The 25,256-nt window shown below is 65.3% G+C and carries 19 protein-coding genes; 6 read left to right on the plus strand and 13 right to left on the minus strand.

Features of this window, described 5'->3' with window-relative positions; all coding sequences use genetic code 11:
* Nucleotide 1: 1 nt before the first annotated feature.
* From XI08_RS34965 to XI08_RS34975, 3 genes are all read right to left on the minus strand, one after another.
* Complete coding sequence (locus tag XI08_RS34965; RefSeq protein ID WP_271577897.1) at nt 2-1,225, minus strand: efflux RND transporter periplasmic adaptor subunit; 1,224 nt, start codon at nt 1,223-1,225, stop codon at nt 2-4.
* Entirely contained in the window at nt 1,222-2,781 is a 1,560-nt protein-coding gene (locus tag XI08_RS34970) for an efflux transporter outer membrane subunit (protein ID WP_271577898.1), read from the minus strand. Before XI08_RS34970 ends, XI08_RS34965 begins: the two co-directional genes overlap by 4 nt.
* Before the next feature lie 1,048 nt (nt 2,782-3,829).
* The gene (locus XI08_RS34975) at nt 3,830-5,860 is read right to left on the minus strand and encodes a TonB-dependent siderophore receptor (protein WP_271577899.1); all 2,031 of its coding nucleotides are present in this window, start codon (nt 5,858-5,860) and stop codon (nt 3,830-3,832) included.
* Nucleotides 5,861-5,921: 61 nt separating this feature from the next.
* Between XI08_RS34975 and XI08_RS34980 the strand changes: the two genes are divergently transcribed.
* Nucleotides 5,922-6,200, plus strand: coding sequence for a hypothetical protein (locus XI08_RS34980; RefSeq protein ID WP_271577900.1), 279 nt, complete (start codon nt 5,922-5,924; stop codon nt 6,198-6,200).
* 249 nt (nt 6,201-6,449) lie between these two features.
* Here XI08_RS34980 and XI08_RS34985 read toward each other — a convergent pair whose 3' ends face one another.
* Complete coding sequence (locus tag XI08_RS34985) at nt 6,450-6,833, minus strand: hypothetical protein (protein WP_271570706.1); 384 nt, start codon at nt 6,831-6,833, stop codon at nt 6,450-6,452.
* A 297-nt stretch (nt 6,834-7,130) separates the two neighbouring features.
* Between XI08_RS34985 and bamA the strand changes: the two genes are divergently transcribed.
* Both bamA and XI08_RS34995 read left to right on the plus strand, forming a co-directional pair.
* On the plus strand, nt 7,131-9,644 hold the full coding sequence (gene bamA, locus XI08_RS34990) for an outer membrane protein assembly factor BamA (RefSeq protein WP_442869886.1): 2,514 nt from the start codon (nt 7,131-7,133) through the stop codon (nt 9,642-9,644).
* Between the two features lie 258 nt (nt 9,645-9,902).
* Nucleotides 9,903-10,835, plus strand: a complete 933-nt coding sequence (locus XI08_RS34995) for a helix-turn-helix domain-containing protein (RefSeq protein ID WP_271577901.1) — start codon at nt 9,903-9,905, stop codon at nt 10,833-10,835.
* Nucleotides 10,836-10,854: 19 nt separating this feature from the next.
* On the opposite strand, the gene XI08_RS35000 is transcribed toward XI08_RS34995, so the two are convergent.
* The 8 genes from XI08_RS35000 to XI08_RS35035 all read right to left on the minus strand — a co-directional run bounded on the left by XI08_RS35000 (nt 10,855) and on the right by XI08_RS35035 (nt 18,648).
* On the minus strand, nt 10,855-11,781 hold the full coding sequence (locus tag XI08_RS35000; protein ID WP_271577902.1) for a catalase family peroxidase: 927 nt from the start codon (nt 11,779-11,781) through the stop codon (nt 10,855-10,857).
* 145 nt (nt 11,782-11,926) lie between these two features.
* On the minus strand, nt 11,927-12,640 hold the full coding sequence (locus XI08_RS35005; RefSeq protein WP_271577903.1) for a phosphoribosyltransferase: 714 nt from the start codon (nt 12,638-12,640) through the stop codon (nt 11,927-11,929).
* An 18-nt stretch (nt 12,641-12,658) separates the two neighbouring features.
* The gene (locus XI08_RS35010; RefSeq protein ID WP_271577904.1) at nt 12,659-13,891 is read right to left on the minus strand and encodes a Zn-dependent hydrolase; all 1,233 of its coding nucleotides are present in this window, start codon (nt 13,889-13,891) and stop codon (nt 12,659-12,661) included.
* The gene (locus XI08_RS35015) at nt 13,884-14,669 is read right to left on the minus strand and encodes an ABC transporter ATP-binding protein (protein ID WP_027546431.1); all 786 of its coding nucleotides are present in this window, start codon (nt 14,667-14,669) and stop codon (nt 13,884-13,886) included. Before XI08_RS35015 ends, XI08_RS35010 begins: the two co-directional genes overlap by 8 nt.
* Nucleotides 14,666-15,439, minus strand: coding sequence for an ABC transporter permease (locus XI08_RS35020; protein ID WP_027546432.1), 774 nt, complete (start codon nt 15,437-15,439; stop codon nt 14,666-14,668). Before XI08_RS35020 ends, XI08_RS35015 begins: the two co-directional genes overlap by 4 nt.
* A gap of 70 nt (nt 15,440-15,509) precedes the next feature.
* Entirely contained in the window at nt 15,510-16,454 is a 945-nt protein-coding gene (locus XI08_RS35025; RefSeq protein WP_271577905.1) for an ABC transporter substrate-binding protein, read from the minus strand.
* Between the two features lie 110 nt (nt 16,455-16,564).
* Nucleotides 16,565-17,293 carry a histidine utilization repressor gene (gene hutC / locus XI08_RS35030; protein ID WP_027546434.1) on the minus strand — a complete coding sequence of 243 codons (729 nt, stop codon included), beginning with the start codon at nt 17,291-17,293 and terminating at the stop codon, nt 16,565-16,567.
* Nucleotides 17,290-18,648 (minus strand): formimidoylglutamate deiminase, encoded by a 1,359-nt coding sequence (locus XI08_RS35035; RefSeq protein ID WP_271577906.1) that lies wholly within the window; start codon nt 18,646-18,648, stop codon nt 17,290-17,292. Before XI08_RS35035 ends, hutC begins: the two co-directional genes overlap by 4 nt.
* Nucleotides 18,649-18,747: 99 nt before the next feature.
* Here XI08_RS35035 and hutI point away from each other — a divergent pair, with 99 nt between their 5' ends.
* Genes hutI through hutU form a run of 3 tightly spaced genes read left to right on the plus strand, consistent with a single transcriptional unit; the run spans nt 18,748 to nt 23,202 of the window.
* The gene (gene hutI / locus XI08_RS35040) at nt 18,748-19,962 is read left to right on the plus strand and encodes an imidazolonepropionase (protein WP_271577907.1); all 1,215 of its coding nucleotides are present in this window, start codon (nt 18,748-18,750) and stop codon (nt 19,960-19,962) included.
* Nucleotides 19,959-21,518, plus strand: a complete 1,560-nt coding sequence (hutH, locus tag XI08_RS35045) for a histidine ammonia-lyase (protein WP_271577908.1) — start codon at nt 19,959-19,961, stop codon at nt 21,516-21,518. The genes hutI and hutH overlap by 4 nt, the downstream gene beginning before the upstream one ends.
* A gap of 13 nt (nt 21,519-21,531) precedes the next feature.
* The gene (gene hutU, locus XI08_RS35050) at nt 21,532-23,202 is read left to right on the plus strand and encodes a urocanate hydratase (protein ID WP_271577909.1); all 1,671 of its coding nucleotides are present in this window, start codon (nt 21,532-21,534) and stop codon (nt 23,200-23,202) included.
* Nucleotides 23,203-23,209: 7 nt separating this feature from the next.
* Here the strand turns inward: hutU and XI08_RS35055 are convergent, their stop codons facing one another.
* Nucleotides 23,210-25,225, minus strand: coding sequence for a putative bifunctional diguanylate cyclase/phosphodiesterase (locus XI08_RS35055; protein WP_271577910.1), 2,016 nt, complete (start codon nt 25,223-25,225; stop codon nt 23,210-23,212).
* Nucleotides 25,226-25,256: the final 31 nt, after the last annotated feature.

Below are 25,256 nucleotides of genomic sequence, written 5' to 3' on the forward strand. Positions count from 1 at the left end.
GTCAGGGACTTCCCGCCGGGCCGCTCGGCATACCGCGCGACGCGGTCTGCTCGTTGGCTTCTCCGGTGACGACACGTTCGCCCTCGTCGAGGCCGGATCTGACCTCGACGGTGGTGCGATCGTTGAGACCGGTCTTGACCTCGCGCTCGCGGACGTCACCCGACGCGCTGAGGATACGGACGATTTTGTGGCCGTCGGATTTCCGCATCACCGCGATTGTGGGGATGACCTTCACCCGCTTGGCCTCGCCGGTGACGATGTGCACCTCGGCGGTCATGTAGGTTCGCAGCGACAAATCCTTGTTCGGGACGTTGAAGACGCCGATGTAGTAGATCGCCGTGCTGGTCGAGCTCGATGAGCTCGAACTCGACGTCGTGGTGGTCGAGGAGAAGCTCGCATCGCTCTTGATCGACTCGGGGGCGGGCTCGATCTGGTCCAGCCGGGCCTCGTAACGATGATCCTGGTCGCCGAGGATGGTGAAGTAGAGCGATTGTCCCGGCTTGACCTTGACGATGTCGGCCTCGGAAATCTCCGCCCGGACGGTCATGGTCTCGAGCTGGCCGAGCACGACGATGGTCGGCGCGGATTGCACCGCGTTGACCGTTTGTCCTTCCTGCGCCACGGTGGCCAGGACCGTCCCATCGATCGGAGCGGTGATCCGGGTGTAGTCGAGGTTCACCTTGGCCGTCTCGACGCTGGCTTCGGCGCCCACGATCAGGGCGTCGAGGGCGGCGATCTGGGCGCGGGTCTGGCGCACGGTCGAATCCGCGCTGTCGAAATCACTGCGCGAGGTGGCGCGCTGCGCCAACGTCGCCTGCTGGCGCGCGAGGTTGGCTTCGGCCAGCACAAGCGCCGCCTCTTTCTCCACCTTCTGCGCGCGGTAGTTCTTCAGCGTTGCTTCCGAGCTGCGCAAATCGTTCTGCTTGGTGACGGGATCGATCTGGGCGATGATGTCGCCGGCCTTGACGCTGTCGCCGACGCGAACGTTGAGCGCCGTGATCCGGCCCGACACCTGCGCGCCGACGGCGGTCAGCCGCGCCGGCTTGAGCGTACCGCTTGCCAGTACCTCCTCGCGCAAATCGCTGACGGTGACGGGCGTGGTGATGTAGGACTGCGCCTTGCTCGATGTCCCTGGGAAGCGCGTGGCCGCGACAACTCCAGTCGCCACGACCGCAACCACGGCGGCGGCGATCTTCACGCGCTTGGCGGTGATGATATCAGTCACTTGATCGTCTCCCGCAAGTGAGGCCCGGTGTTGGCGTCCACGATGATCGGCGTCGACGCGTCGACCGGATCGGACCAGCCGCCGCCGAGGGCCTTGGCGAGGGAAATGTAGTCCTTGGCTGCCGACACCTTGCTCTGGATCAGCGAGTCCTCGGCCGAATACAGCGAGCGTTCGGCGTCCAGCACGTCGATGAAGCTGGCGCTGCCGGTCTCGAACAGCGATCGCGACAGCTTTGCTGCCTCGCGGTAGTTCTTCGCCGCTTCCGTCAGCTTGGTCGCGCGCACGCGCTCGCGCGACAGCGAGACCAGGGCGTTTTCGACGTCCTCGAGCGCAGTGAGCAGGGTCGAGTGGAACGTCGCAAACGCCTGGTCGCGTTGCGCCTCCGCGATCCTGACGGTCGCCACGCGCTTGCCCGCATCGAACACCGGCACCGTGACCGAGGGGCCGACCGACCAGCTCACGCTGGAATATTTGGCGAGATCGCCGGCGCGCAGCGCCGAGGTGCCGACCGAGCCGGTCAGCGACACCGCCGGGTAGCGATCGGCCTCGGCCGCGCCGATCTTTGCGGTCGCCTGTGCCAGCTTGCGCTCGGCGCTGACGACATCGGGCCGGCTCATCAGGAGATCGGCGGGCAGTCCCGTGGGTAATGGCATGCGGGGGGCCGGCACGGGCGCGGACCGCGCCATCAGCGAGGCGACCCCGTCGGGCGGCCGTCCGAGCAGGATTCCGAGCCGGTGAATGTCGGCCGCGAGCGCAGCCTGATAGGTCGGAACGTTGGCTTCGGTGCTGGCGGCTTGCGCGGTGGCTTTGGCCAGATCGACGGCGTTGCCGCTGCCGGCGTCATATTTGCTGCGGGTGAGCTTTTCGGTATCGCGCTGCGAGACCGCGGTCCGCTGTGCCAGCGCGATCCGGGCCTGATAGCCGCGCGCCTCGACGTAATAGGCGGAAACGTCGCCGATCAGCGTGACGAGGCTGTCGCGCAGATCCTCCTCGGCCGATTGCGCTCCGCGCACCGCAGCCTCGACGCTCCGCTGGGTGCCGCCGAACAGGTCGAGCTCCCAGCTCGAATCGAAGCTCCCCTGGTGAAGGGTGTAGGGCGCGCTGTCGGCGAGAACGGAGGAGGAACTGGCGCTGGTCTTGTTGTCGGTCACGGAGGCCGAGCCGCTGACGGATGGAAACAGGCCCGCGCCGGTCTGCTCGACCGTTGCGCGCGCTTCGCGCACGACCGCTCTTGCCTTAGCGACATCAGGGTTGGCTTCGACGGCCTGTTCGATGAAGCGGTTGAGCAGGGGGTCGCGCAGGCGGAGCCACCAGCGATCAAGCTTGCCGGTGTCCCGCCGCGAAGCAGTCTTGGTGCTCCAATGGGAAGGCAAGTCCAGCCTGGGCGGCCCGGCATAGTCCGGCCCGACCGCACAGGCGGTCAATGAGCCGATCAGCATCAGCGCGAGGCAGACCGATCCGGCGCGCGAAAGGGCTGCGCGCGACAGGCTGGGCGTCGGATGATGATTCTCCTTTGCGGATGGCACGGGGGCTAGGACGAACGAGTGTGACGGCATCAAATCGGCTGAAATCCATTGGTCTGGCCGTGGAGGGTGGGCGGCGGTCAGGGCCCTCCCACGAGCGGGGCGAGGCTGGAACCACTAGCCGGGCGATCGTGGCGTTTCGGCAGGATGAATGTTGCTGAATGTAAACAGATGTTGCGGGCTATCTCGGCGTCGCCGGATTGCCTGTCGGGCAGGACACCGGCCCTGTTTCGCCGCCCCGTCAATCCCCCTCTCGCAAAATATTCCACTTTACCGAAATTCGGAAATGGCGTATGTGTCGCCCATCCCGGCTCATCCTTGAGGGGCGATCATGTGGTCGTCATTTTCGCGAGCCGGGCTTGCGGTGGACGCGGCAGCGTCGGGCGCGAGAGGTCAAGGGCAGGGCGGATTGCTCTCCGTGAGCCCAGGACGTCGTGCCGACGAGCGGCGCTCTGAGGTTCGTCTCGCCCGTAAGTTTCCGGCTCCGTCGACAAGGCTGGAAAAACCGCGGCGAAATGGCGGGCCGTGCGTACGGCAAAACCGTGTGGTCCTGGCCGTCGTTGCTACGGTCAAGCTCTTGCGGAGGCGGCTGTCGCGTCAACCGGCGCGGCGCCGGTGAATTTCGCAAAGGCGAGGGAGGCCAGAAGGAACTCGGCTCCCGGGAGAGCTCGGCATAAGCCGTCCAACCACTGCGCAGGGAAGGCCGAGTGATTGGCTACACCTGTATGCTGCTGTGCGGTTTCTTCTGCGCACCACCTCGCGCAGCAGACCGCGGGTGCCAGCCGGCACCCGGCCTTCCCTGCGCCCTCTTGGACAAAGAGGGTGGAGCGACGAAGCAAAGCTCGGGCGGAATGCGCCGCGAGGCTGCGAAGGCGTGTCTGCGAAATGAAAATGGATGCGAAGATGGTCTCGTGCCCCGGATGCAGCGCAGCGCTCCTTCAGCGGTGCGCTGCTGAGCCGGGGCCGATGCCACCGCGATGTTGCATCGCTATCTGGGTCCCGGCTCTGCGCCGCAACGCTTCACGCGTTGCAGCTTGTCCGGGACACGAGAGTGGGCAATGACGATGTGAGGCGAATTCGGCTACCACCGATAGCTCAACGTCCCGATCACCTGACGCCGCGCGCTGGCGTAGCAATAGCCGGACTGGCAAGTGTCATATTTCTTGTCGAACAGATTCGTGGCGTTCAAGCGCATGTAGGCCCCCTGGAACCTCCGGTCGAGTTTGCCGACATCATAGTCGATCACGGCATCGAACAATGTCGTGGCTGCGTTCTCGAACGTATTCTGGTCGTCGCCGAAACTGGCGCCGATGTAGCGCACGCCGAGGCCCAGTCCCAGTCCTTCCACCGGCGTGCCGGACTGGAACGTGTATTTGCCGAACGCCGCGAACGAGTCTCTCGGGATGCCGGAATACTCATTGCCCGTCGTGTCGGTATTGCCGCGTGTGATCACGACGTTGAGATGGGTATAGGCCGCAGTGAGATCGAAACCCGGCTTGAGCGCCAGCTTGGCCTCGAGCTCCACTCCCTTGGACTCGATCTGTCCGGTTGCTGCCAGGAACGCAGCGGCGCTGGGATCGGTGCGCAGAACATTGTCCTGCTTGATGTCGAAGACCGCGCCGGTCAGCAGCAGCGGAACATGAGGCATCTGATATTTGATGCCCGCTTCCGTCTGCTCGCCGGTGGTCGGCTTGAACGTGGCCCCTGTAACGTCCACGCCGGTTTGCGGGCTGAACGACGTGGCGTAGCTGACATAGGGCGCAACGCCGTTGTCGAACAGATAGCTCAGGCCGGCGCGACCGGTGAAGGCCGAAGGCTTCTGGGTGACCGGAGTTCCGTCGAGAGTCGTCGTCGTGCTCTGCGAGACCCAGCTCTGGCGCCCATTGAGCGTCAGAATGAATTCTCCGAGCTTGGCCTGCTCCTGCACATAGACCCCCATCTCGTCGATCGACTGTTTGGTGAAGATCGAGAATGCCGGCGAGGCGATCGCCTGCGCACCGTAGTTCATGGTCAGAAGGTTGAGATCTGGCGCCGCTCCCCATCCGATCCTGTCGTCGTAGTAGGAGTGACTGTAGTCGGTGCCGAACAGGACGGTATTCTTGACCGAGCCGAGCGTGAACTTGGCTTCGGCCTGGTTGTCGAGAGTCGCCGTCCTGAAGTTGTCCTGGATTCGCCAGGCCGAACGCGTCGCGGTGTGGGTCGCGTCGTCGATCTTGTCAATCTGGACGTATTTCGCGTCCGTGTTGACCTGATAGAACCGGAAATTCTGCCGTACGGTCCAGGTGTCGTTGACGTTGTGCTCGAACGCATAGCCGACGCGGAACTGCTGCTGGTCCATGGCGCTGAACGCCGGGTCGTTCGAGTAGATGTTGGTCAGCTTTCCATCGGCTGTACGGGCGTTTCCGATGCTCGCAGCGGTGCGGCTGGTCTGATATTCGCCGAGGATCGTGAACGACGTATCGAGGTTCGGCTTCCAGGTCAGGGCAGGTGCAATGTAGGCGCGGTTGTCGTCATTGCCGGGAAACCAGGTCTTGGCGTCGCGCAGCAGGCCCGTCAGCCGGTAGTACAATTGGTCGCTGCCCGGAACCGGTCCGCCGACGTCGAAATTGCCCTGGTAGCGATCGTAATTGCCGGCCTGCAACTGGACCTCGCCGAACGCCGTCATCGGCGGCCGCTTCGTCGTGACATCGACGATGCCGCCCGGAGAGCCGAGGCCGTAAAGGCCGGAGGCCGGCCCCCGGAGAATCGACACGCTCTCGAGCCCATAGGGCTCGATCTTGGGAATGGCGAAATTGCCGCCTCCCTGACGCAGGCCATCCCGATAGATGCCCGTATAGGTCACGTCAAAGCCGCGAATGTAGAAGCTGTCGAAGCGCGGATCGTATCCGAATGCCGAGGTCGTGACGCCGGGCGTGTAGTTGACGGCGTCCTTGAGCGTCTGGACGTTGCGATCCTCGAGCTCCTTCCTGGTCACGACCGAGAGAGACTGCGGCGTCTCGATCAGCGGCGTGTTGGTCTTGGTGCCGGCAGCGCTGCTGGTCGCGACATAGCCGGTTGTCGCACCATTCGCGCCTCCGGCCGCCTGCGGAGTCCGGTTCTGATCGGTCGCCACGTTGGCGCGCCGGCTCGTCGAGACCGCACGCGAAGACCGAGGGCGCTGATTGGACGCGGCGGTGCTGCGCGTCTTCGGTGCGTCCGGCGCCTCGACGGTGACCGGTGGCAAACTGCTGCTCTGGGCCTGCGCCTGGGAAGGCGAGAGTTCAACAGATACGAATGCGACCGAACCAAGCATCGTCATGTTGATCGCAACTGCGGTGCCAAACCAACGATGTTTCCTCTCCCACAAAGCAACGCCCACCGATGATGATCCCCAATTTCGTCGAACTGACATCGCTCGAACGCGTGCAGCTGCATGCTGGCGCGCGTCGAACGATGCGGACTTCTATTGGTGAAGCGATCGGAATTCCACACGCGCAAAATAGAATTGCTTGAACGTGCGGTGAGCGAGATTGGAATGGTTCAAGATGCGTTTGGAAAACGTGTGTCGCTCGCATGTCGCATGCGGCAGATGCGCACACGCGGGCGTCGTCTCTGCTTTGCGCGCGATCGCGGCCTTGCGTCGGCGGAGCATTGCCCCATGCGCCATGACATCGCCGGCCGTCTCGCGCGCCGCGGAAACCGCCGAGGTTGCCGAAGGCGAGTTACCAGGAAATCGGGATTCGCTGCGCAAATCCGCCGAGATCCGAGTCGGGGCTCAGAGGCTGGCGATCGAGCGGCCGGTTGTTGTTCCCGCGGGCGAACGAAGTGCCGGGTGGAAAAGCGTAGTCGCTGAACTTGCGCTCGCCGGGAAGCACCTCGGTGCCTCCATCCAGCCAGGATCGTTTGCTGACATAGATGCGCGTATGCGAACCGGACTGGTAGGACCGGTTGGGGCCGCGCGGACCGTACTCGTAGACGGTGTTTTGCGTCGTCGGTTGTCGATCGCGCTTGCCGGCGGTGGCGGCGTGAGCGGGGACGGTCGAGACGAGGACGGCAACCAGCGTCAGTCTGGTCATGACGATCGCATTCATCGGCAAATATTCCATGCGGCTTTTCCTGATGCCGACGCCTCTCGCATCGGCCTTGCGGCGTGTAAACAATTCAGTTTTTGCGCGATGTTGCTGGGCGCCCGACCTGGCGGGCGCGCCCATGAGAGCCGCCACGTCGGATCAAGCGCATTTGGCTTGAGCCTTCCGATCGTCACGGTTGTCACGCTGGCGCGAGCCGGTGCGACGGATCGGCCTCATCAAATTCAATGCGTGGAAATATCCAGCAACTTCAGGGCCACACCGCGGCCACAGCTTTCCCGTTTCAGAGCAGGTCATGTGCTCTTGAGGTGTGGAATGTCGGTTTTGCGAGCCTGGCTGATCGCGGCGGTGATGAGTGGCGTGTCGATTGCGAGTTCGTTTTCCTTTGCGCTGCTGCCGCAGCCGGCGGCCGCGCAGGCGGTGGAGACGATCGTCGTCGAGGGCAATCGCCGCGTCGAGGCCGAGACGGTCCGCTCCTACTTCAGGCCCGGCCCCGGCGGGCGCCTCGATCAGCCCGCCATCGATGACGGACTCAAGGCGCTGATTGGCACGGGTCTGTTTCAGGATGTGAAGATCAGCCAGGCGGGCGGCCGCATCGTGGTGTCGGTGGTGGAAAATGCCGTGATCGGCCGCATCGCCTTCGAGGGCAACAAGAAGATCAAGGACGAGCAGCTCTCGGCCGAAATCCAGTCCAAGCCGCGCGGGACGTTCTCGCGCGCCATGGTGCAGTCGGACACGCTGCGCATCGCCGAAATCTACCGCCGCTCGGGCCGTTACGACGTGCGCGTCACGCCCGAGGTCATCGAGCAGCCGAACAACCGCGTCGATCTCATCTTCACGGTCGAGGAGGGCGCCAAGACCGCGGTCAAGTCGGTCGAGTTCATCGGCAACAGCGCCTACTCGGCTGCGCGCCTGCGCGACGTGATCAAGACGCATGAGAGCAATCTGCTCAGCTTCCTCGGCAACAACGACGTCTACGATCCCGATCGCGTCGAGGCCGACCGCGACCTGATCCGCCGCTTCTATCTCAAGAACGGCTTCGCCGACGTCCAGGTCGTGGCCGCGCTCACCGAATACGATCCGGAGAAGAAGGGCTTCCTCGTTACCTTCAAGATCGACGAAGGCCAGCAATATCGCGTCGGATCGGTGGACTTCCGTTCCAGCATCCCCAATTTCGACGCGGGCTCGCTGCGCGTCTATTCGCGCGTCGGCGCCGGCTCGCTCTACAACGTCGAATCGGTCGAGAAGTCGACCGAAGAGATGCAGATCGAAGCCTCGCGCCGCGGCTATTCGTTCGCCGTGGTACGGCCGAGCGGCGACCGCAATTTCGAGGCACATACGGTGTCGGTCGTGTTCAACATCGACGAAGGCCCGCGCACCTATATCGAGCGCATCAACCTGCGCGGTAACACCCGCACGCGCGACTACGTGATCCGTCGCGAGTTCGACCTCTCCGAGGGCGATGCCTACAACCGCGCGCTGGTCGATCGCGCCGAGCGGCGGCTGAAGAACCTCGACTACTTCAAGAGCGTCAAGATCGTGACCGAGCCGGGCTCCTCCAGCGACCGCGTCATCCTGATCGTCGATATGGAAGAGAAATCGACCGGCGACTTCTCGGTCTCGGGCGGCTACTCCACCACCGACGGCGCATTGGCCGAGGTCTCGATCGCCGAGCGCAATTTTCTCGGCCGCGGCCTGTTCGCCAAGGCGTCAGTGACCTATGGCCAGTATGCACGCGGCATGTCGCTGTCGTTCGTCGAACCCTATCTGCTCGATTACCGCCTTGCCCTTGGAATGGACGTCACCTGGCGCCAGCAGTTGTCGAACAGCTCCACCAGCTACGGCGTGACGACGCTGGGATTCTCGCCGCGCCTGGGCTTTGCGCTGCGCGAGGATCTCTCGCTCCAGCTGCGCTACTCGCTCTATCAGCAGAGCATCACGCTCGCCAGCGCCTATAACAATTGTAACAACAACGCGGCCAATACGTCGCTGGCGTACAATCCGACACCGGCTTACATCAAGAACGTCCTCGGCGGCGTGGACCCGACCAATTCCACGGATTCGGGCGTCTATGGCTACGGCTGCTACGGCGACGGCGAGTCGAGCCTGCCGGTCCGGAAGGAATTGGCGGACGGTCGGACCTGGACGTCGTCGCTTGGCTACACGCTGACCTACAACACGCTCGACAACACCAAGAACCCGACCGACGGATTGCTGATCGACTTCCGGCAGGATTTCGCCGGCGTCGGCGGCGACGTGACCTATCTGAAGACCGCGGTGGACACCAAGTACTACACGCCGCTCGTCTCCGAGATCGTCAGCGTGATCCACCTCCAGGGCGGTATCCTCAGCAAGATCGGCGACCAGGATCTGCGCATGCTGGATCATTTCCAGATGGGCCCGAACCTCGTGCGCGGCTTCGCCTCCAACGGCATCGGTCCTCGCGACATCACCTACCTCAACTACGGCTCCAGCGGCGATGCGCTCGGCGGCACGAAATATTGGGGCGCGTCCCTGGAGTTGCAGATGCCGTTCTGGTTCCTGCCCAAGGAGGTCGGCCTGAAGGGCGCGGTCTACGCCGACGCCGGTTCGCTCTGGGGATACCAGGGACCGACGTCATGGTCGGCCACGGGCGAAGTCAACACCAAGGCCTGCCCGACCTGCGGCCTGCAATATGACGACGGCAACGTGGTGCGCTCGTCGGTCGGCGTCGGCCTGATCTGGGCCTCGCCGTTCGGGCCGCTGCGCTTCGACTATGCCGTGCCGCTGACGAAGGGCAAATACGACAACGTCCAGGAGTTCAGGTTCGGCGGCGGAACCTCGTTCTAGCGATGCGGTACCTGCACGGGACGTCGCGGCATTTTGTCGTGCATTCGTGAAAATGCGTGATCGGCTTTCCGGATGGGCGGAACATGAAACTGCGTTGAAGTTGCTGCGAAATCGTCCTGTTTCGCGGTGTGGGTGCGTCGGAGCGACTGCCGTTCGCCTCGTGCGCGCGTGGACAGTCATTGGCGGATGTCGTAATGCATTCGGGAAATCGCGGGGCGCTGTGGCCTGCACTTGGACTTCCGCAGAAGGAATGACCCGATGACACAGGCAGGCGCCTACGGACAGAGGCTCGGGCAGTTCCTGCGCTTGAAGGATGCGCCGCCCTCGCTGGTCACCCGCTCGCTGCGCAGCGCCGAGCTTGCGATCACCGAAACCCGGAACGACCACCCGGAGTCCGGGCTGTCCGGATCGCTCGCCGCCGAAGACGCCTTTCTCGTCAGCCTGAAGCTCCACGACTACCCGGATTGCGAGCTCTGGGAGCGCGGCAAATGCATCATGACGGCGGACGTCCGGGCGGGGACGACCTATCTGTACGACCTCAAGCGCGATCCGCGCTACGTGATCGACAAGCCGTTCCATTCCCTGTTCTTCTACATTCCACGTTCGGCGCTCGACAGCATCGCCGAACAGTGCAACGCGCCGCGGGTCGACGAGCTCGACTGCCAGATCGGTGTTGGCCATGACGACCGAATCGTCCGCCACATCGGCGCGTCGCTGCAGGAGGGCCTGCGCCGGCCGGACGAGGCCAATCAGCTCTTCATCGATCACATGATGCTCGGACTGACCGCCCATGTCGCCCAGACCTATGGCGGGCTCCAGCGCACGTCCGGGCTCGCGCGCGGCGGTCTCGCGCCATGGCAGGCGAAACGCGCCTGCGAGAGGCTCGAGTCGGACCTCGGCGGCAAGCTCTCGTTGCAGAGGATCGCGGCCGAGCTCGATCTTTCGGTCAGCCATTTCTCCCGCGCGTTTCGAATTTCGGTCGGTGTGCCGCCGCACCAATGGCTGCTTCAGCAACGCGTGAAGGCCGCCAAGCAGTTGATGAGCGTCCGCGACCTGCCGCTGTCGGAGATCGCGATCTCGGCCGGGTTTGCCAACCAGAGTCACTTCACGCGCGTGTTTTCCTCGATCGTCGGCGTCAGCCCGGCAGCGTGGCGCCGCGAGTCGCTCGGCGCGTCGAACGGCGAGACGTGAAGCCGGGCGCCTTCCGTCCTCAGCGGCGCTTCGCGAGTGAGATCGCGTAGGCGGCCCGCCGCGCGGCAAAGATCTCGTCCGGCGGATGACCAATGCCATCGGCGAGATTGGCCGGATTGAAGATGGAGGCGTCGCAGGCCTCGTCCGGCTCGAAGCCGGTGATCACGATCGTGCCCAGGCGCACCTCTTCGCGATGATCCTCGTCCGGCCAGCGCATGGTCACGTCCAAGGTGGGGTCGCCGGGGCGGTCGAGCAGCGCCATCACGTTGAAGCGGACATTACCCGCAGCGATCCGCGTGCCGAGATCGTCGTGCAGGAAGTCGGCTGGCTTCGTCCTGGCTTCGTCCTCGGTCAGCGTGATCTCGCCGCGGGCCGGGACGACCTTGAACTTGATGAAGCGCGTCTCGTTCTCCGCATTGGTCGCCGGAAAGGAATGCACGCCCCAATAGGTCGTGCCGGCAAAGCTTCCGGGCAGCGGACGTGCCGCGACGTAGTTCGCCTGGTTGAGCGTCTCGGGATTGGCCGCCGAGAAAGCCTTGACCTTCGCCATGTCCGGCTTGCCATCAGGTCCCGGGATGCGCGCCTCGAGGAAGGCCAGCATCTGGTCGAGCGTTCGAGCAAAGTGCACAGGCGCGCTTTCCGCGAGAATATCCGAGCGGTGATCGCCGTCGCCAAGCTTGAAGCTGAAGCCGCGCAGCACCAGATTGTTGGTGTCGGCTACGTTGGGATTGCCGCCGCCGACCGAGAAGCGCGCCAGCACGCGCGATGGCCCTGTGAAGCTCTGCGATCGCGTGACTTCTCCCGCCCGGTCCGACGGGGTGTAGGTACCGCGAACGCACCAGCCCTTGGCGAAGCTGGCGCGGACCTTTGGCGGATTGCCGGCGACGGCCTTCAGGGCGTCGACGATGGAGGCGGGCGTTGCGGCATCGTTCGGGCTTTCGGCCATGGTGGATCTCTCGCATCTGCGAGCCGGATTCTAGCCGCGATGCGGACCTGCGATCTTTCCCAAAGCGGTCAGGTTTTGCCCGATCCTGCTCAAGACACATGCCCCGCGATGGCCCACGTGCCGATGATCGCAATCGCCTGACCAATCAGGGGATGTCGGGTTGCGTCTCCGCTAGCGGTATCCAGCCGCCCTCGCCACGTTGGAAGAGCGGGCACCCGAAGACTGCGCGAACCGGAAGCGCCGTGGTCGAGGCCTGCCAGCGATTGGTTTGCTTCATCGCGACGACCATGCCGGCAATTTCGACGCCGACCTTCTGCAACAGGCGCACCGCCGCGAGCGCAGTCGCGCCGGTCGAGATCGCATCGTCGACCAGCACCACGCGGCGGCCCTCGATCAGGGACAGCAGGTTCGGATCGAGCCGCAGCTTTTTGCTGGCGTCGGGGCTGGTGATTGAACTCACGGGCTCGGACAGCGCGTCGTCGTACCAGAATTTGCGCGAATAGCCGAGCGGGACATAGCGCGGCTGTCCGAGCCGTTCGGCGACCTCTGATGCGAAGGCAAGACCAAGGGTCGGGAGCCCGACAACGATTTCGGCATCGAATGTGCGCGCCTGCGTCGCCATATGGTCCGCCAGCGCCGCGACAACGAGGTTTGAAGCTTGATTGGCAATGAGCGAGGCAACGGCGCGATCGCCAGCGGGCAACCCGCGCAGCGGCAAGACGAGGACGCGGCCGCAGGGCAGGGTGGCGGGATACCCGAAGCGATAAGGGGGCGTCGCCGGGAAACGTGCGGGGACCTCCGGCGTCAGATCCTGCCAATAGCCCGTCGTAGCCTCGGTATCGGGTTCGCCCGCGGTCATGATGCCGGCATCAGACGCCTAACCCCCGAGGATTCGCCGACAGGCGTCGACGAACACCTGCGCGCCCGTGACGATGTCGGCGTCCGCGGTGTTCTCGGTCCAGTGATGGCTGATGCCGCCGATCGACGGCACGAACAGCATCCCCGCGGGCATGACGGTCGCGAGCAACTGCGCGTCGTGGCCGGCGCCGCTGGGCATGCGGATGGACCGTCCGCCGGCGACGTCCTTGCTCGCAGCTTCGATCGCGTCCTGAAAACCGGAGTTCATCATGGCGGGAGCACCGGTCCGCAGTTTCTCCACGGTCACGGTACAGCGACCGCTCGCCTTGACCTCGTCCGCCATGGCCTTCAGCAATCCCTCCAGCCGTGCGATGACCGCCGGGTTGTCGTCGCGGATCTGGAACAGCATTTCGGCGCCACCCGGAATGATGCTTGGCGCGCCCGGATCGAGCGTGATGCGGCCCGTGGTCCAGACCGTGCGCGGTCCGCACGCGGCCGGGAAGCGCTCGTCGATCGCGACGCAGAATTTGGCCAGCGCGAGGCCGGCATCCTTGCGTGCAGCCATGCGGGTGGTGCCGGCGTGGTTCTGCTCGCCGACGAAATTGATCTGGTACTGCCAGATGCCGACGATCGAGGTCACCACGCCGACCGCGAGCCGCCCGCTTTCGAGCGTGTCGCCCTGCTCGATATGCGCCTCCAGATATCCGACGTGCCGTCCCGGCTCGGCGGTGATGCGCCGGCGTCCGGCGAGCCCCATGTCGGCGAGCGCATCGCGCATGGTGCGGCCGCTGTTGCGGTCGCGCGCAGCATCGATATCGGCCTCGGTCACTTGCCCGACATAGGAGCGCGAGCCGAGGAAATGCCCGAAGTGTCCTTCCTCGTCGCACCAGGCGGCGACTTCGACCGCGCCCTGCACGGAGGGATCGGCATTGAGCACCCGCGCGGCCTCGAGCGCGTAGACGACACCGAGCGGACCATCGAGCCAGCCGGCGTAGTTCTGGCTTTCGAGGTGCGAGCCCGCCAGAAGCTTCGGGCCGGGCTTGGTGCTCGTCCCGAACACATTGCCGATGCCGTCCACAGCGGCGGAGAGACGCGCATCGGGCAGCTTCTGCACCAGCCAGTCCAGTGAAAGCTTGTGCGGCTCGGAGAAGGTCGGCTTGTGCACGCCGGTCTTGTAGGCGCCGATGGCGCGGAGCGCGTTGAGGTCGGCGAGAACGCGCGCGCCGTCGACGGAAGGACGATTGTCAGGCATGTTCGGCAACCTTCAACGCCTCGGTACGGATTTCCTCGACCAGCCGTTCCTTGAGCTGGACGAATTCCGGCGTGGTCTTGATCTTGTAGGAGCGCGGATGCGGCAGGTCTATGGCAATCTCGGCCTTGATGCGGCCGGGGCGCGCGCTCATGACGACGACGCGGCTGCCGAGGAAGATCGCCTCCTCGATGTCGTGCGTCACGAACAGCACGGTCTTCTGGTCGCGCTCCCAGATCCCGAGCAGCATTTCCTGCATCAAGGCGCGGGTCTGGTTGTCGAGCGCGCCGAAGGGCTCGTCGAGCAGCAGAATCTTGGGGTCATTGGCCAGCGCGCGGGCGATTGCCGTGCGCTGCTGCATGCCGCCGGAGAGCTGCTTGGGCCAGTGGTTCTCGAAGCCGGACAATCCGACCTGGCGGATGAAGGCGTCGGCGATCTTGTGCCGCTCGTCCTGCGACACGCCGCGCTCACGCAGGCCGAAGGCGATGTTCTCGCGCACCGTCAGCCAGGGAAACAGCGTGTAGGACTGGAACACCATGCCGCGATCCGCGCCCGGGCCGGTCACCTCGCGCCCGTCGAGCGTGACGCGCCCGCCGGTCGGCCGGTCGAGGCCGGCGACGATGCGAAGCAGCGTGGACTTGCCGCAGCCGGAGGGGCCGAGGATGGTGACGAAGTCGTTGTTGCCGATGGTGAGGTCGGTCGGCTCGAGCGCTCTCGTCGGCGCATTGCCGTGGCGCGCAGGGAAGGTCCGTGAGACCTGTTCGATCTTCAGCGTCGTCATGCGAGCTTCCATGGAAACAGCCAGGCATTGAACGCCTTGAACAGGAAGTCGGAGACGAGGCCGATCAGCCCGATCACGATGATGCCGAAGATGATCTGGCCGGTGTTGAGCAGCGCCTGGCTGTCGGTGATCATGTGGCCGATGCCGGAGGACGAGCCGATCAGCTCGGCGACGATGACATAGGTCCAGGCCCAGCCCAGCACCAGCCGCAGGATCTCGGCGATCTCGGGCGCGGAGGAGGGCAGCAGCACACGGCGGATGATGCCGCGATCGCTGGCCCCGAGCGTATAGGCCGCCTCGACCAGATCGCGGCGCGTCGCGCCGACGGTCACCGCGACCATCAGGATCACCTGAAACACCGAGCCGATGAAGATGACGAGCAGCTTTTGCAGCTCGCCGATGCCTGCCCACAGGATCAGCAGCGGGATGAAGGCGGAGGCGGGCAGGTAGCGCGCAAAGGAGACGAACGGTTCGAGAAAGGCCTCGACCGGCTTGTAGGCGCCCATCAGCACGCCGAACGGCACTGCAATGATCGCGGCGAGCGCGAAGCCGCCAACGACGCGCCAGATCGTCATGCCGATGTCGAACACGAAGCCTTGCTTCGTCAGCAGGTCGAAACCTTCCTGCACCATCGTCAACGGGTTGGCGAGAAAGGTCTTCGACACATGGCCGCCGAAGGTCGCCCACGACCAGAGGGCAACGAACAGCACGAAGAACGCGAGGCCATAGGCCACGCGCTGCCTCGATGTCACGGGATCCAGGGGACGCATCAAACTGTCTATCCGAATAGTCGATCAGGCGCCGGCTCCGCCTCCTGGCGGAACCGGCAGCTTGCAGAAGTTACTTGATGAAGCTGGCGTCGTAGAGGTCCTCGACCTTCGGCGCGGCCTTGATGATGCCGATCTCGAGCAGGAGCTCGGCCGCGTCCTTGTTGAAGGTCAGGAAGTCGCCGGTGAAGAACTTCTGGTTCGCCGCCTTGTCCTGCCAGCGCAGGTACTTCGCCGAGTTGCCGAACTGCTCGCCGGTCTGCTTCACGTCCGCGCCCATGATCTCATAGGCCTTGGCCTGGTCCTTGGCGATCATGTCGAGTGCCTCGAAATAGCTGTTGGCGAGCGCCTGCGCGGCCTTCGGATTCTCGCTGAGGAATTTCGGCGTGCAGCCAAACGTGTCCATCACGATCGGATAGTCCAGCGTGGTGGCGATGATCTTGCCCTTGTCGGGTGCGGCGCGCACGGTCGACAGATACGGCTCGTAGGTCATCGCGGCGTCGTTCTGGCCGGAGACGAAGGCCTGCGCCGCCGCGGCGGGCTCGAGATTCACCACGGTCACGTCCTTCGTGGTGAGGCCGTTCTTCTTGAGCATCCAGGCCAGCGCGAAATACGGCGAGGTGCCCGGCGCGGAGGCCGCAACCGTCTTGCCCTTCAGATCCTTGATCGCGGCGATGTCGTTGCGCACGGCCATGCCGTCGGCGCCATAGCTCTTGTCGAGCTGGAAGATCTGCTTGGTGGCGACGCCGTTGGCGTTCCAGGAGATCCAGGTTTCGACCGTGGTCGCCGCGCACTGGATGTCGCCGGAGGCAATCGCAAGGTGGCGGTCCTTCTGCGGGATCTTCTTGATCGTGACGTCGAGGCCGTTCTTCTTGAAGATGCCGGCTTCCTTCGCCAGCGTCAGCGGCGCGAAGCCGGTCCATCCGGAGATGCCGACGCCGACCTTGACGTCGTCGGCGAGCACCGGAGTGGAGGCCGCAAGGGCAATGATTGTCACGAATACTTTCGAATTACGCATGATTGTCGTCCTCTTGCCGATCGATGGATTGACGTCCTGTTGATCTGTTCGTGTCGGTCCATGCAGACTGTTGCCCGAAGCGTTGCACGAATTGTGCCGACATTGGTCTCTCAGCCTCCCTTGAATCGGGCGACAAGGCGGTGAGAGTCACCGGGATAGAGCAGCCGCACCGCGGTGATCGTGCGTGTGCTGCGCCACGTGTAGCGGTCGATCACGAGGCAGGGCGCGCCGACGGCGATGTCGAGCGCCTGCGCCGCGCGATCGTCCGCAACGATGGCGCTGATCGTATGCTCGGCCTCTGTCCATGGGACATGGTGAAGCAGCCACGAGCCCGGCGGTTCGCGCGAGAAGTCCGCGGTCGCAGCATTCGGCACGGATGAGAGATCGATCAGCCTGTCCTCGACGGCAAACGGCACGTTGTCGGCGCTGTGGCGGCAGGCGATCGCGACCACCTTGCCGGCCTTCTTCACCCCGAGACGGTCGCGGTCGGCGGCGGTCGCCATGCGCAGCTTGCGATGGATCAGCTCGTATCCATAAGCGCGGCCGAGTGCGGTGATCTCGGCGCGGATATCGGCGATCTTGAGCACCGCCGACTGATGCTGCGGCCGGCGCACGAACGAGCCGGCGCGCCGCCGCCGCTCGATCAGATCGGCCTGCGCGAGTTCCGACAGCGCCTTGTTTACGGTCATGCGCGAGCAGCCGTAGCGTGCCACCAGCTCGTGCTCGAACGGAATGCGATGACCCGGCGGCCACTCGCCGGTCAAGATGCGCTTCTCGATATCGGCGCGGATGCGCTTGTAGAGCGTCGGCTGGTCGGCGCCGTCTGTAGCGAGGCTCATGCGAGGAGCCTCCGCACCGATGCGTTGAAGCGCTCGCGCGCGGCCTGACGCAGCCGGTGCCGTCCGCTCGCGACGACCTTGTCGCCGCCGGCCCAGACGCAATCGATCGCGCCGCTGCCTGCCGCAAAGATCCAGCCGTCGATGGCCGCATCGCCCTGACGCCCTGCGAGCGACGGATGCGCGGAGTCGAGCGTGACGATGTCGGCGCGCGCGCCCGGGGTCAGACCGGCGGTCGGCTGCGCAAGTGCCTGCGAGCCGCCGGCGAGGGCTTGATCGAACAGCGTGCGTCCGGTCGAGGCGCCCGCGCCGCCGGAGAGCACGTTGCGCTGGCGATGCTTCAGCCGCTGGCCATATTCGAGCTGGCGCAGCTCGTCGGCGACACCGACCAGGACATTGGAATCGGTGCCGACGCCGAACCGGCCGCCGGTATCGAGGAATTCGCGGGCTGGAAAAATGCCGTCGCCGAGGCTCGCTTCGGTGATGGGGCAGAGGCCGGCAACCGCGCCTGTCTTGGCGAGCGCGATGACCTCCTCGTTCGTCGTGTGGGTCGCGTGGATGAGGCACCAGCGTTGATCGACCGGTGCGTGCTCCAGCAGCCATTGCACCGGCCGCCGGCTCGACCAGGCCAGGCAATCCTCGACTTCCTTGACCTGCTCTGCGGCGTGAATGTGCACAGGGCCGCCGTCGGCGAGCGGAATGATCGCCGCGAGCTCGTCCGGCGCCACCGCGCGCAAACTGTGCGGCGCGATGCCGATATTGGCTCCTGGCAATGCTGCGATCGCTCTACGCGACGCAGCCATCAGCGCGGCGAACCGATCGACCGAGCAGATGAAGCGGCGTTGGCCGGCATGTGGTGCCGCGCCCCCAAAAGAGCCATGCGCATAAAAACTCGGCAGCAGCGTCAGCGCAATACCCGACGCTTCGGCGGCCTGTGCAATGCGCGTGGCCATCTCGGCGAGGTCGGCGTAGGGCGAGCCGTCGCGATCGTGATGCAGATAATGGAATTCGCCGACGCGGGTAAAACCCTGCTCCAGCATCTCGACATAAAGCAGCGTTGCGACGGCCGCGACATCGTCCGGCGTCATCGCCAGCGCAAAGCGATACATCGTCTCGCGCCAGGTCCAGAACGTGTCGGTCGAGTCGCCGCGCTGTTCCGCAAGTCCCGCCATGCCGCGCTGGAAGGCGTGGCTGTGCAGGCTTGCCAGCCCCGGAAGCGCGATTTGGTGGCGCTCGTCACCGGCGGCCGGTGCCACGCCCGCTGTCACCGCCGCGATCGCGCCGGCGGCGATCACCACCTGCACGTCATTGGCCCAGCCCGAGGGCAGGAGCGCGGAGGCGAAATGCAGTCGGGTCATGATTACACGCCGGCTGGACAGAACCGGCTTACGATTATATGTCTAGACATATAAGTCAAGCATCCCAGGGCGCAGGGACATCCGCGAAGGGACAGTTGCATGGCAGAGCGCTTCGACCGGATCTGGCACAATGCCCGCCTCGCCACGATGCGGGCCGATCGCCCCGATCTCGGCGAGATCGAGCATGGCGTGATTGCCGCGCGCGGCGGCCACATCGTCTATGCGGGTGCGGTGGCGGACTTTCCGGCTGACGCCGATGCCATCAAGCGGACGGATTGCGCGGGGCGCTGGATCACGCCGGGCCTCGTCGACTGCCACACCCATCTGGTCTATGGCGGCAACCGCGCGCACGAGTTCGAGCTGCGTCTGAAGGGTGCAAGCTACGAGGAGATCGCGCGCGCCGGCGGCGGCATCGTCTCGACTGTGGCCGCGACGCGCAAGGCGAGCGAGGCCGAGCTCGTCGCAAGCGCGCTGCCGCGGCTCGATGCGCTGATGGGTGAGGGCGCCACCACGGTCGAGATCAAGTCGGGCTACGGCCTCGATGCCGAGACCGAGATGCGGCAGCTCGCGGCTGCGCGCAGCCTCAGCCGCCAGCGGCCGGTTGCGATCCGCACGTCCTTCCTCGGCGCCCATGCGCTGCCGCCCGAGGCCGATGGTGACAAGGATCGCTACATCGATTTCGTCTGCAAGGAGATGCTGCCCGCGGTCGCAAAGGCCGGCCTTGCCGATGCCGTCGATGCCTTCATGGAGGGCATTGCGTTCTCGGCCGAGCAGACGGCGAGGGTGTTCGAGACGGCGAGGGGACTCGGGCTGCCAGTCAAGCTCCATGCCGACCAATTGTCGAACCTCGGCGGTGCTGCGCTCGCGGCAAAATTCTCCGCGCTGTCGGCCGATCATCTCGAGCATACCGATGAAGCAGGTGCGGCCGCGATGGCGAAGGCCGGAACGGTGGCCGTGCTGCTGCCCGGCGCCTTCTATTTCATTCGCGAGACACAAAAGCCGCCGGTCGAGGCGTTTCGCAGGCACGGCGTTCACATGGCGCTCGCAACCGACTGCAATCCCGGCAGCTCGCCGCTGACCTCGCTGCTGCTGGCGATGAACATGGGGGCGACGTTGTTCCGGATGACGGTGGCCGAATGCCTCGCCGGCGCCACCCGCGAAGGCGCGCGGGCGCTCGGCCTGCTCCAGGAGACCGGAACGTTAGAGGCCGGCAAATGGTGCGATCTCGCGATCTGGGATATCGAGCGTCCCGCCGAGCTCGTCTATCGCATCGGCTTCAATCCGCTGCACCGCCGGGTATGGAGGGGACAGTGACGGACCAGGGCGCCGCGATCGTCGTCAAACCGGGAACGGTCAGCCTGGACGATCTCGCGCGCGTGCTTGCCGGAGAGCCCGTCGTGCTCGATCCGTCGTTCTGGCCGCGTGTCGAGGCGGCCGCGGCGATCGTCGCCAAGGCGGCGCGATCAGACGCTCCCGTCTACGGCATCAATACCGGCTTCGGAAAGCTCGCCTCGAAGCGCATCCCGCCCGACCAGACCGCGCTGCTCCAGCGCAACCTCATCGTCTCGCATTGCTGCGGTGTCGGTCCGGCGACGCCGGAGCCGATCGTGCGGCTGATGATGGCGCTGAAGATCGTCTCGCTGGGGCGCGGCGCCTCCGGCGTTCGCCGCGAGGTGATCGAGCAGTTGCAGGGAATGCTGGCGCTGGGTGTCTGTCCGCTGGTGCCGCAGCAGGGCTCGGTCGGTGCCTCCGGTGACCTCGCGCCGCTCGCGCACATGACGGCCGTCATGATCGGCGAGGGGCAGGCGATTGTCGACGGCAAGACCGTGTCGGGCGGCGAGGCACTCGCTGCTGCCGGGCTTGCGCCGCTGACGCTCGGCCCCAAGGAAGGGCTCGCGCTGATCAACGGCACGCAGTTTTCGACCGCCTATGCCATTTCGGGCGTGCTGCGCGCGTTTCATCTGGCCCGCGCAGCGCTCGTCACCGGCGCGCTGTCGGTCGATGCGGCAATGGCCTCCACGGCGCCGTTCCGCCCTGAAATCCAGGCGCTGCGCGGCCATGCCGGGCAGATCGCCGCAGCCGCGACGCTGACTGCGCTGCTCGACGGCAGCGACATCCGCCTGTCGCATCTCGAAGGCGACGAACGTGTGCAGGATCCCTATTGCCTGCGCTGCCAGCCGCAGGTCGCAGGTGCCGCGCTCGACCTGATCACGCAGGCTGCGCGAACCCTGATCGTCGAGGCCAATGCCGTCACCGACAACCCGCTCGTCCTGGTCGAGACCGGCGAGATCGTCTCCGGCGGCAATTTCCACGCCGAGCCCGTGGCGTTTGCGGCCGATACACTCGCCCTGGCGCTGTCAGAAATCGGCGCGATCAGCGAGCGGCGCATCGCGACGCTGGTCGATCCCGCGCTGAACTTCGGTCTGCCGCCGTTTCTCACGCCCGATCCCGGCATCAATTCCGGCTTCATGATCGCCGAGGTCACGGCGGCCGCGCTCTATGCCGAGAACAAGCAGCGTGCGCTCGCCTGCTCGATCGATTCGACGCCGACCAGCGCCAACCAGGAAGACCACGTGTCGATGGCGGCGCATGCGGCGCGGCGCCTCGCCGATATGGCGGACAATCTCGCCGCCATCCTCGGCATCGAGCTCCTGGTCGCCGCGCAAGGCATTACGCTGCGCGCGCCGCATGCGACCAGCGCGCCGCTCGTCGCCGTCATCGCCGCGCTTCGCGAACAGGTGCCCGCGCTCGGTGCCGACCGCTACATGGCCGGCGATCTCGCCAAGGCAGCCGCACTCGTCGAGGCCGACGCGCTGCCGGCGGCTGCGATCGGCGTGCTCTCATCTGATCCATTTCCGAGACTTGCCTGAAGAGGTGTTCCGCATGAACCGCCGACTGGACAACGACCGCACCATCCGCGCGCCCCGTGGCAGCGACATCAGCGCCAAGAGCTGGCTGACGGAAGCCCCCTTGCGCATGCTGATGAACAATCTCGATCCTGATGTCGCGGAGCGCCCGAGCGAGCTCGTCGTCTATGGCGGCATCGGCCGTGCCGCGCGCGACTGGGAGAGCTTTGACCGGATCACGGCGGCGTTGCGCAAGCTCGAAGACGACGAGACGCTGCTGATCCAGTCCGGCAAGCCGGTCGGCGTCTTCCGCACCCACGCCGATGCTCCGCGCGTGCTGATCGCGAATTCCAACATCGTGCCGCATTGGGCGACGCTCGACCATTTCAACGAGCTCGACCGCAAGGGTCTGATGATGTACGGCCAGATGACGGCCGGCTCCTGGATCTATATCGGCAGCCAGGGCATCGTGCAGGGCACTTACGAGACCTTCGTCGAGGTCGGTCGTCGTCATTACGGCGGCAGCCTGGCCGGCAAATGGATCCTCACCGCCGGCCTTGGCGGCATGGGCGGCGCGCAGCCGCTGGCCGCGACCATGGCCGGCGCCTCGATGCTCGCGGTTGAATGCCAGCCGAGCCGCATCGAGATGCGGCTGCGCACCGGCTATCTCGATCGCCAGGCTGCAACGCTCGACGAAGCGCTCGCGATCATGGCCGATGCTGCCAGGACGCAGAAGGCGGTCTCGGTCGGCCTGCTCGGCAATGCCGCGGAGATTTTTCCGGAGCTGGTGCGTCGCGGCGTCAAGCCCGACATCGTCACCGACCAGACCAGCGCCCATGATCCGATCAACGGCTATCTCCCCAAAGGCTGGACGCTCGCCGAATGGGAGGCAAGACGCGCCTCCGATCCGAAGGCAGTCGAGCGCGCGTCGAAGACCTCGATGGTCGAGCATGTCCAGGCCATGCTGGACTTCCACGCGCAAGGAATCCCGACGCTCGACTACGGCAACAACATCCGCCAGATGGCGCAGGACATGGGCCTGAAGAACGCCTTCGATTTCCCCGGGTTCGTTCCCGCCTATATCCGCCCTCTGTTCTGCCGCGGCGTCGGGCCGTTCCGCTGGGCCGCGCTGTCGGGCGATCCCGAGGACATCTTCAAGACCGACGCCAAGGTCAAGGAGCTGATGCCGAACGATAAGCATCTGCACAACTGGCTGGACATGGCCAAGGAGCGCATCAAATTCCAGGGCCTGCCGGCTCGGATTTGCTGGGTCGGCCTCGGCGATCGTCACCGGCTCGGCCTTGCCTTCAACGAGATGGTGGCGCGCGGCGAACTCAAGGCGCCGGTCGTGATCGGCCGCGACCATCTCGACAGCGGCTCGGTGGCAAGCCCGAACCGCGAGACCGAGGCCATGAAGGACGGATCGGATGCGGTGTCCGACTGGCCGCTGCTCAACGCGCTGCTCAATTGCGCCAGCGGCGCGACCTGGGTGTCGCTGCATCATGGCGGCGGCGTCGGCATCGGCTATTCCCAGCATGCCGGCATGGTGATCGTCGCCGATGGCACGCCGGAAGCTGCAAAGCGCATCGAGCGCGTACTCTGGAACGATCCGGCCAGCGGCGTCATGCGCCATGCCGATGCGGGCTACGAGACCGCGATCGATTGCGCCCGCGCCAGCGGGCTCGATCTGCCGAGTTTGGCGAAGTAGCCGCGCCTCAGGCCAGGACCTTGGTCCCGTGCGTCGCTCCGTCGAGGCGCTGCCATTCCTTCGTAAGGTAGTCGTCGATCGCATCGCGCGGCATGGGTTTTGCGAAATAATAGCCCTGAATGTAGTCGCAGCCGAGCCGGCGCAGGCTGTCGAGCTGGGCGCGGGTCTCGACGCCCTCGACGACACAGGCGATCTCCATGTCGTCGCACAGGCCCGTGAGCGACTTGATGATCTTGTGGCTGACCGGATTTTCGTTGATGTCGGCGACGAAGCTGCGGTCGACCTTGATCTTGTCGAGCGGCAGCCGGTGCACGTGGCTCAGCGAGGAATAGCCGGTGCCGAAATCGTCGAGCGAAATGCCGCAGCCCATCGCCTTCAGTGCGGCGATCGACTGCTGAGCGCGCACGAAGTCGAAGGTGACAGCGGTCTCGGTGATCTCGAAATCGATCCGGCGCGTCGGCACGCCGCTCTTCTCGATGATGTTGATCAACGGCAGGATGCCTTCGGGCGAGCAGATGTCGTGGGCGGAGAGATTGAACGACAGGCAGAGATCGTCGGGCCAGGTCTTCGCAGTCGCCAGCGCGCGCACGAGCAGCGCCTGCGTCAGCGGCCGGATCAGGCCGATGCGCTCGGCGGCGGGGATGAAATCAGCCGGTGAGACCTGGCCGAGGCGAGGGCTGTGCCAGCGCGCCAGGGCCTCGAAGCCTGCGGTGTGCTCGCTCATGGCATCGACGATCGGCTGGAACACCAGCTCCATCTCGGTATCGAAGTCGGAGGTGCGCAGCAGATTCTCGATGACGCCGCGGCTGCGAATCTCGGCCTCCAGCTCGCTCGAGAAGATCACGGTGCGGCCGCGCAGGTGGCGCTTGGCGTGATAGAGCGAATAGTCGGCGCATTCGTAGAGCGCTTCCGCGGTCGTCGCCGAATGCGGGAACAGCGCAAAGCCGATCGAGCACGACAGCCCGGTATGGGCGGTGTCGAGCTGGTAGGGCAGCTTGACCAGGTCGCCGATCCGCTGGCCGAGCCGCATCAGATCGTCGTCGTCGGGATCGCCGCACACCACGAGGCCGAACTCGTCGCCGCCGAGCCGCGCGAACTCGACGCGGTGCGGGCCGAAACCTTCGCAGACCTCGCGGATGCGCCGGCCCGCCTCGATCAGGACGCGGTCGCCGACGCTGTGGCCGTAGTTGTCGTTGATCGGCTTGAAGCCGTCGAGGTCGATGATCCCGACCGCGACACGAACATTCCTGCGCTCGGCATCGGCAAAGGCGCTCGACAGCTCGGCGAAGAAGCGGCGGCGGTTCGGCAGCTCGGTGAGGGAATCGAGATTTGCGAGGCGGAAGTTCTCGTCCGAAAGCGCCTGGGTGGCCGCCTGCTGCGCCAGCAGCGACTTGCGGCTCGACACGAGATCGGCGAAGTCGCGGAAATAGATGAACAGCACCGTCACCATCGCGCCGGAGACGAGCAGGTTGTTGACCGCGATCGCCTTCAATGTCGGCTCGCCCGTGGCGAAGAAGAACAGCACATAGGGCACGTCGACGATCAACGTCACGATCAGCGCCGCCGAGCGCAGGTGCATCAGCGAGAAGATGCAGCCGATCACAGTGACCGCCATGTAGAAGGCGACCTGACTCTTGGCGAAGGGATCGCCGTACGGGTAGAGCGCGAAGGACCAGGCGGTGAAGCCGGCACCGATCGGCACGGTCAGCCAGTTGGTGGCGCGCAGATTGCGTAGGATGTCGGCGTCGCTGCGCACGAGGTGACGCTGGCGCAGCCACCAGTAGGTCCGGAGCGCGGCGAGCACGGTCAGCACGCTCGGCACGATCATCGTCAGCCAATCCGGCGCCACGTTCACATACGTATAGGCGACCGCGATCGTGTTGCTCATGAGGATGAAGTAGAGCAGCGGGATCTGCTTGGAGAAGGCGTCGAACTGCGCGCGCGTCAGATCCGGGTTGTCGGCCGGCACGCGAAACAGCTGCATGGCGGCGGCAAAGTGTGATTTCAAATCGACAGCAGGCATTGCAATACGCGCCCCGGATCCTTTCAAAACG

Source organism: Bradyrhizobium sp. CCBAU 11361 (assembly GCF_028128935.1).
GTDB lineage: Bacteria > Pseudomonadota > Alphaproteobacteria > Rhizobiales > Xanthobacteraceae > Bradyrhizobium > Bradyrhizobium niftali.

Excerpts from the sequence above, each read along its gene's own strand:
- XI08_RS34970 (WP_271577898.1), bottom strand. The coding sequence starts at position 2,781 with ATGCCGTCACACTCGTTCGTCCTAGCCCCCGTGCCATCCGCAAAGGAG.
- XI08_RS34985 (WP_271570706.1), bottom strand. The coding sequence starts at position 6,833 with ATGGAATATTTGCCGATGAATGCGATCGTCATGACCAGACTGACGCTG.
- bamA (WP_442869886.1), top strand. The coding sequence starts at position 7,131 with ATGTCGGTTTTGCGAGCCTGGCTGATCGCGGCGGTGATGAGTGGCGTG.
- XI08_RS34995 (WP_271577901.1), top strand. The coding sequence starts at position 9,903 with ATGACACAGGCAGGCGCCTACGGACAGAGGCTCGGGCAGTTCCTGCGC.
- XI08_RS35000 (WP_271577902.1), bottom strand. The coding sequence starts at position 11,781 with ATGGCCGAAAGCCCGAACGATGCCGCAACGCCCGCCTCCATCGTCGAC.
- XI08_RS35005 (WP_271577903.1), bottom strand. The coding sequence starts at position 12,640 with ATGACCGCGGGCGAACCCGATACCGAGGCTACGACGGGCTATTGGCAG.
- XI08_RS35010 (WP_271577904.1), bottom strand. The coding sequence starts at position 13,891 with ATGCCTGACAATCGTCCTTCCGTCGACGGCGCGCGCGTTCTCGCCGAC.
- XI08_RS35015 (WP_027546431.1), bottom strand. The coding sequence starts at position 14,669 with ATGACGACGCTGAAGATCGAACAGGTCTCACGGACCTTCCCTGCGCGC.
- XI08_RS35020 (WP_027546432.1), bottom strand. The coding sequence starts at position 15,439 with ATGCGTCCCCTGGATCCCGTGACATCGAGGCAGCGCGTGGCCTATGGC.
- XI08_RS35025 (WP_271577905.1), bottom strand. The coding sequence starts at position 16,454 with ATGCGTAATTCGAAAGTATTCGTGACAATCATTGCCCTTGCGGCCTCC.
- hutC (WP_027546434.1), bottom strand. The coding sequence starts at position 17,293 with ATGAGCCTCGCTACAGACGGCGCCGACCAGCCGACGCTCTACAAGCGC.
- XI08_RS35035 (WP_271577906.1), bottom strand. The coding sequence starts at position 18,648 with ATGACCCGACTGCATTTCGCCTCCGCGCTCCTGCCCTCGGGCTGGGCC.
- hutI (WP_271577907.1), top strand. The coding sequence starts at position 18,748 with ATGGCAGAGCGCTTCGACCGGATCTGGCACAATGCCCGCCTCGCCACG.
- hutU (WP_271577909.1), top strand. The coding sequence starts at position 21,532 with ATGAACCGCCGACTGGACAACGACCGCACCATCCGCGCGCCCCGTGGC.
- XI08_RS35055 (WP_271577910.1), bottom strand. The coding sequence starts at position 25,225 with ATGCCTGCTGTCGATTTGAAATCACACTTTGCCGCCGCCATGCAGCTG.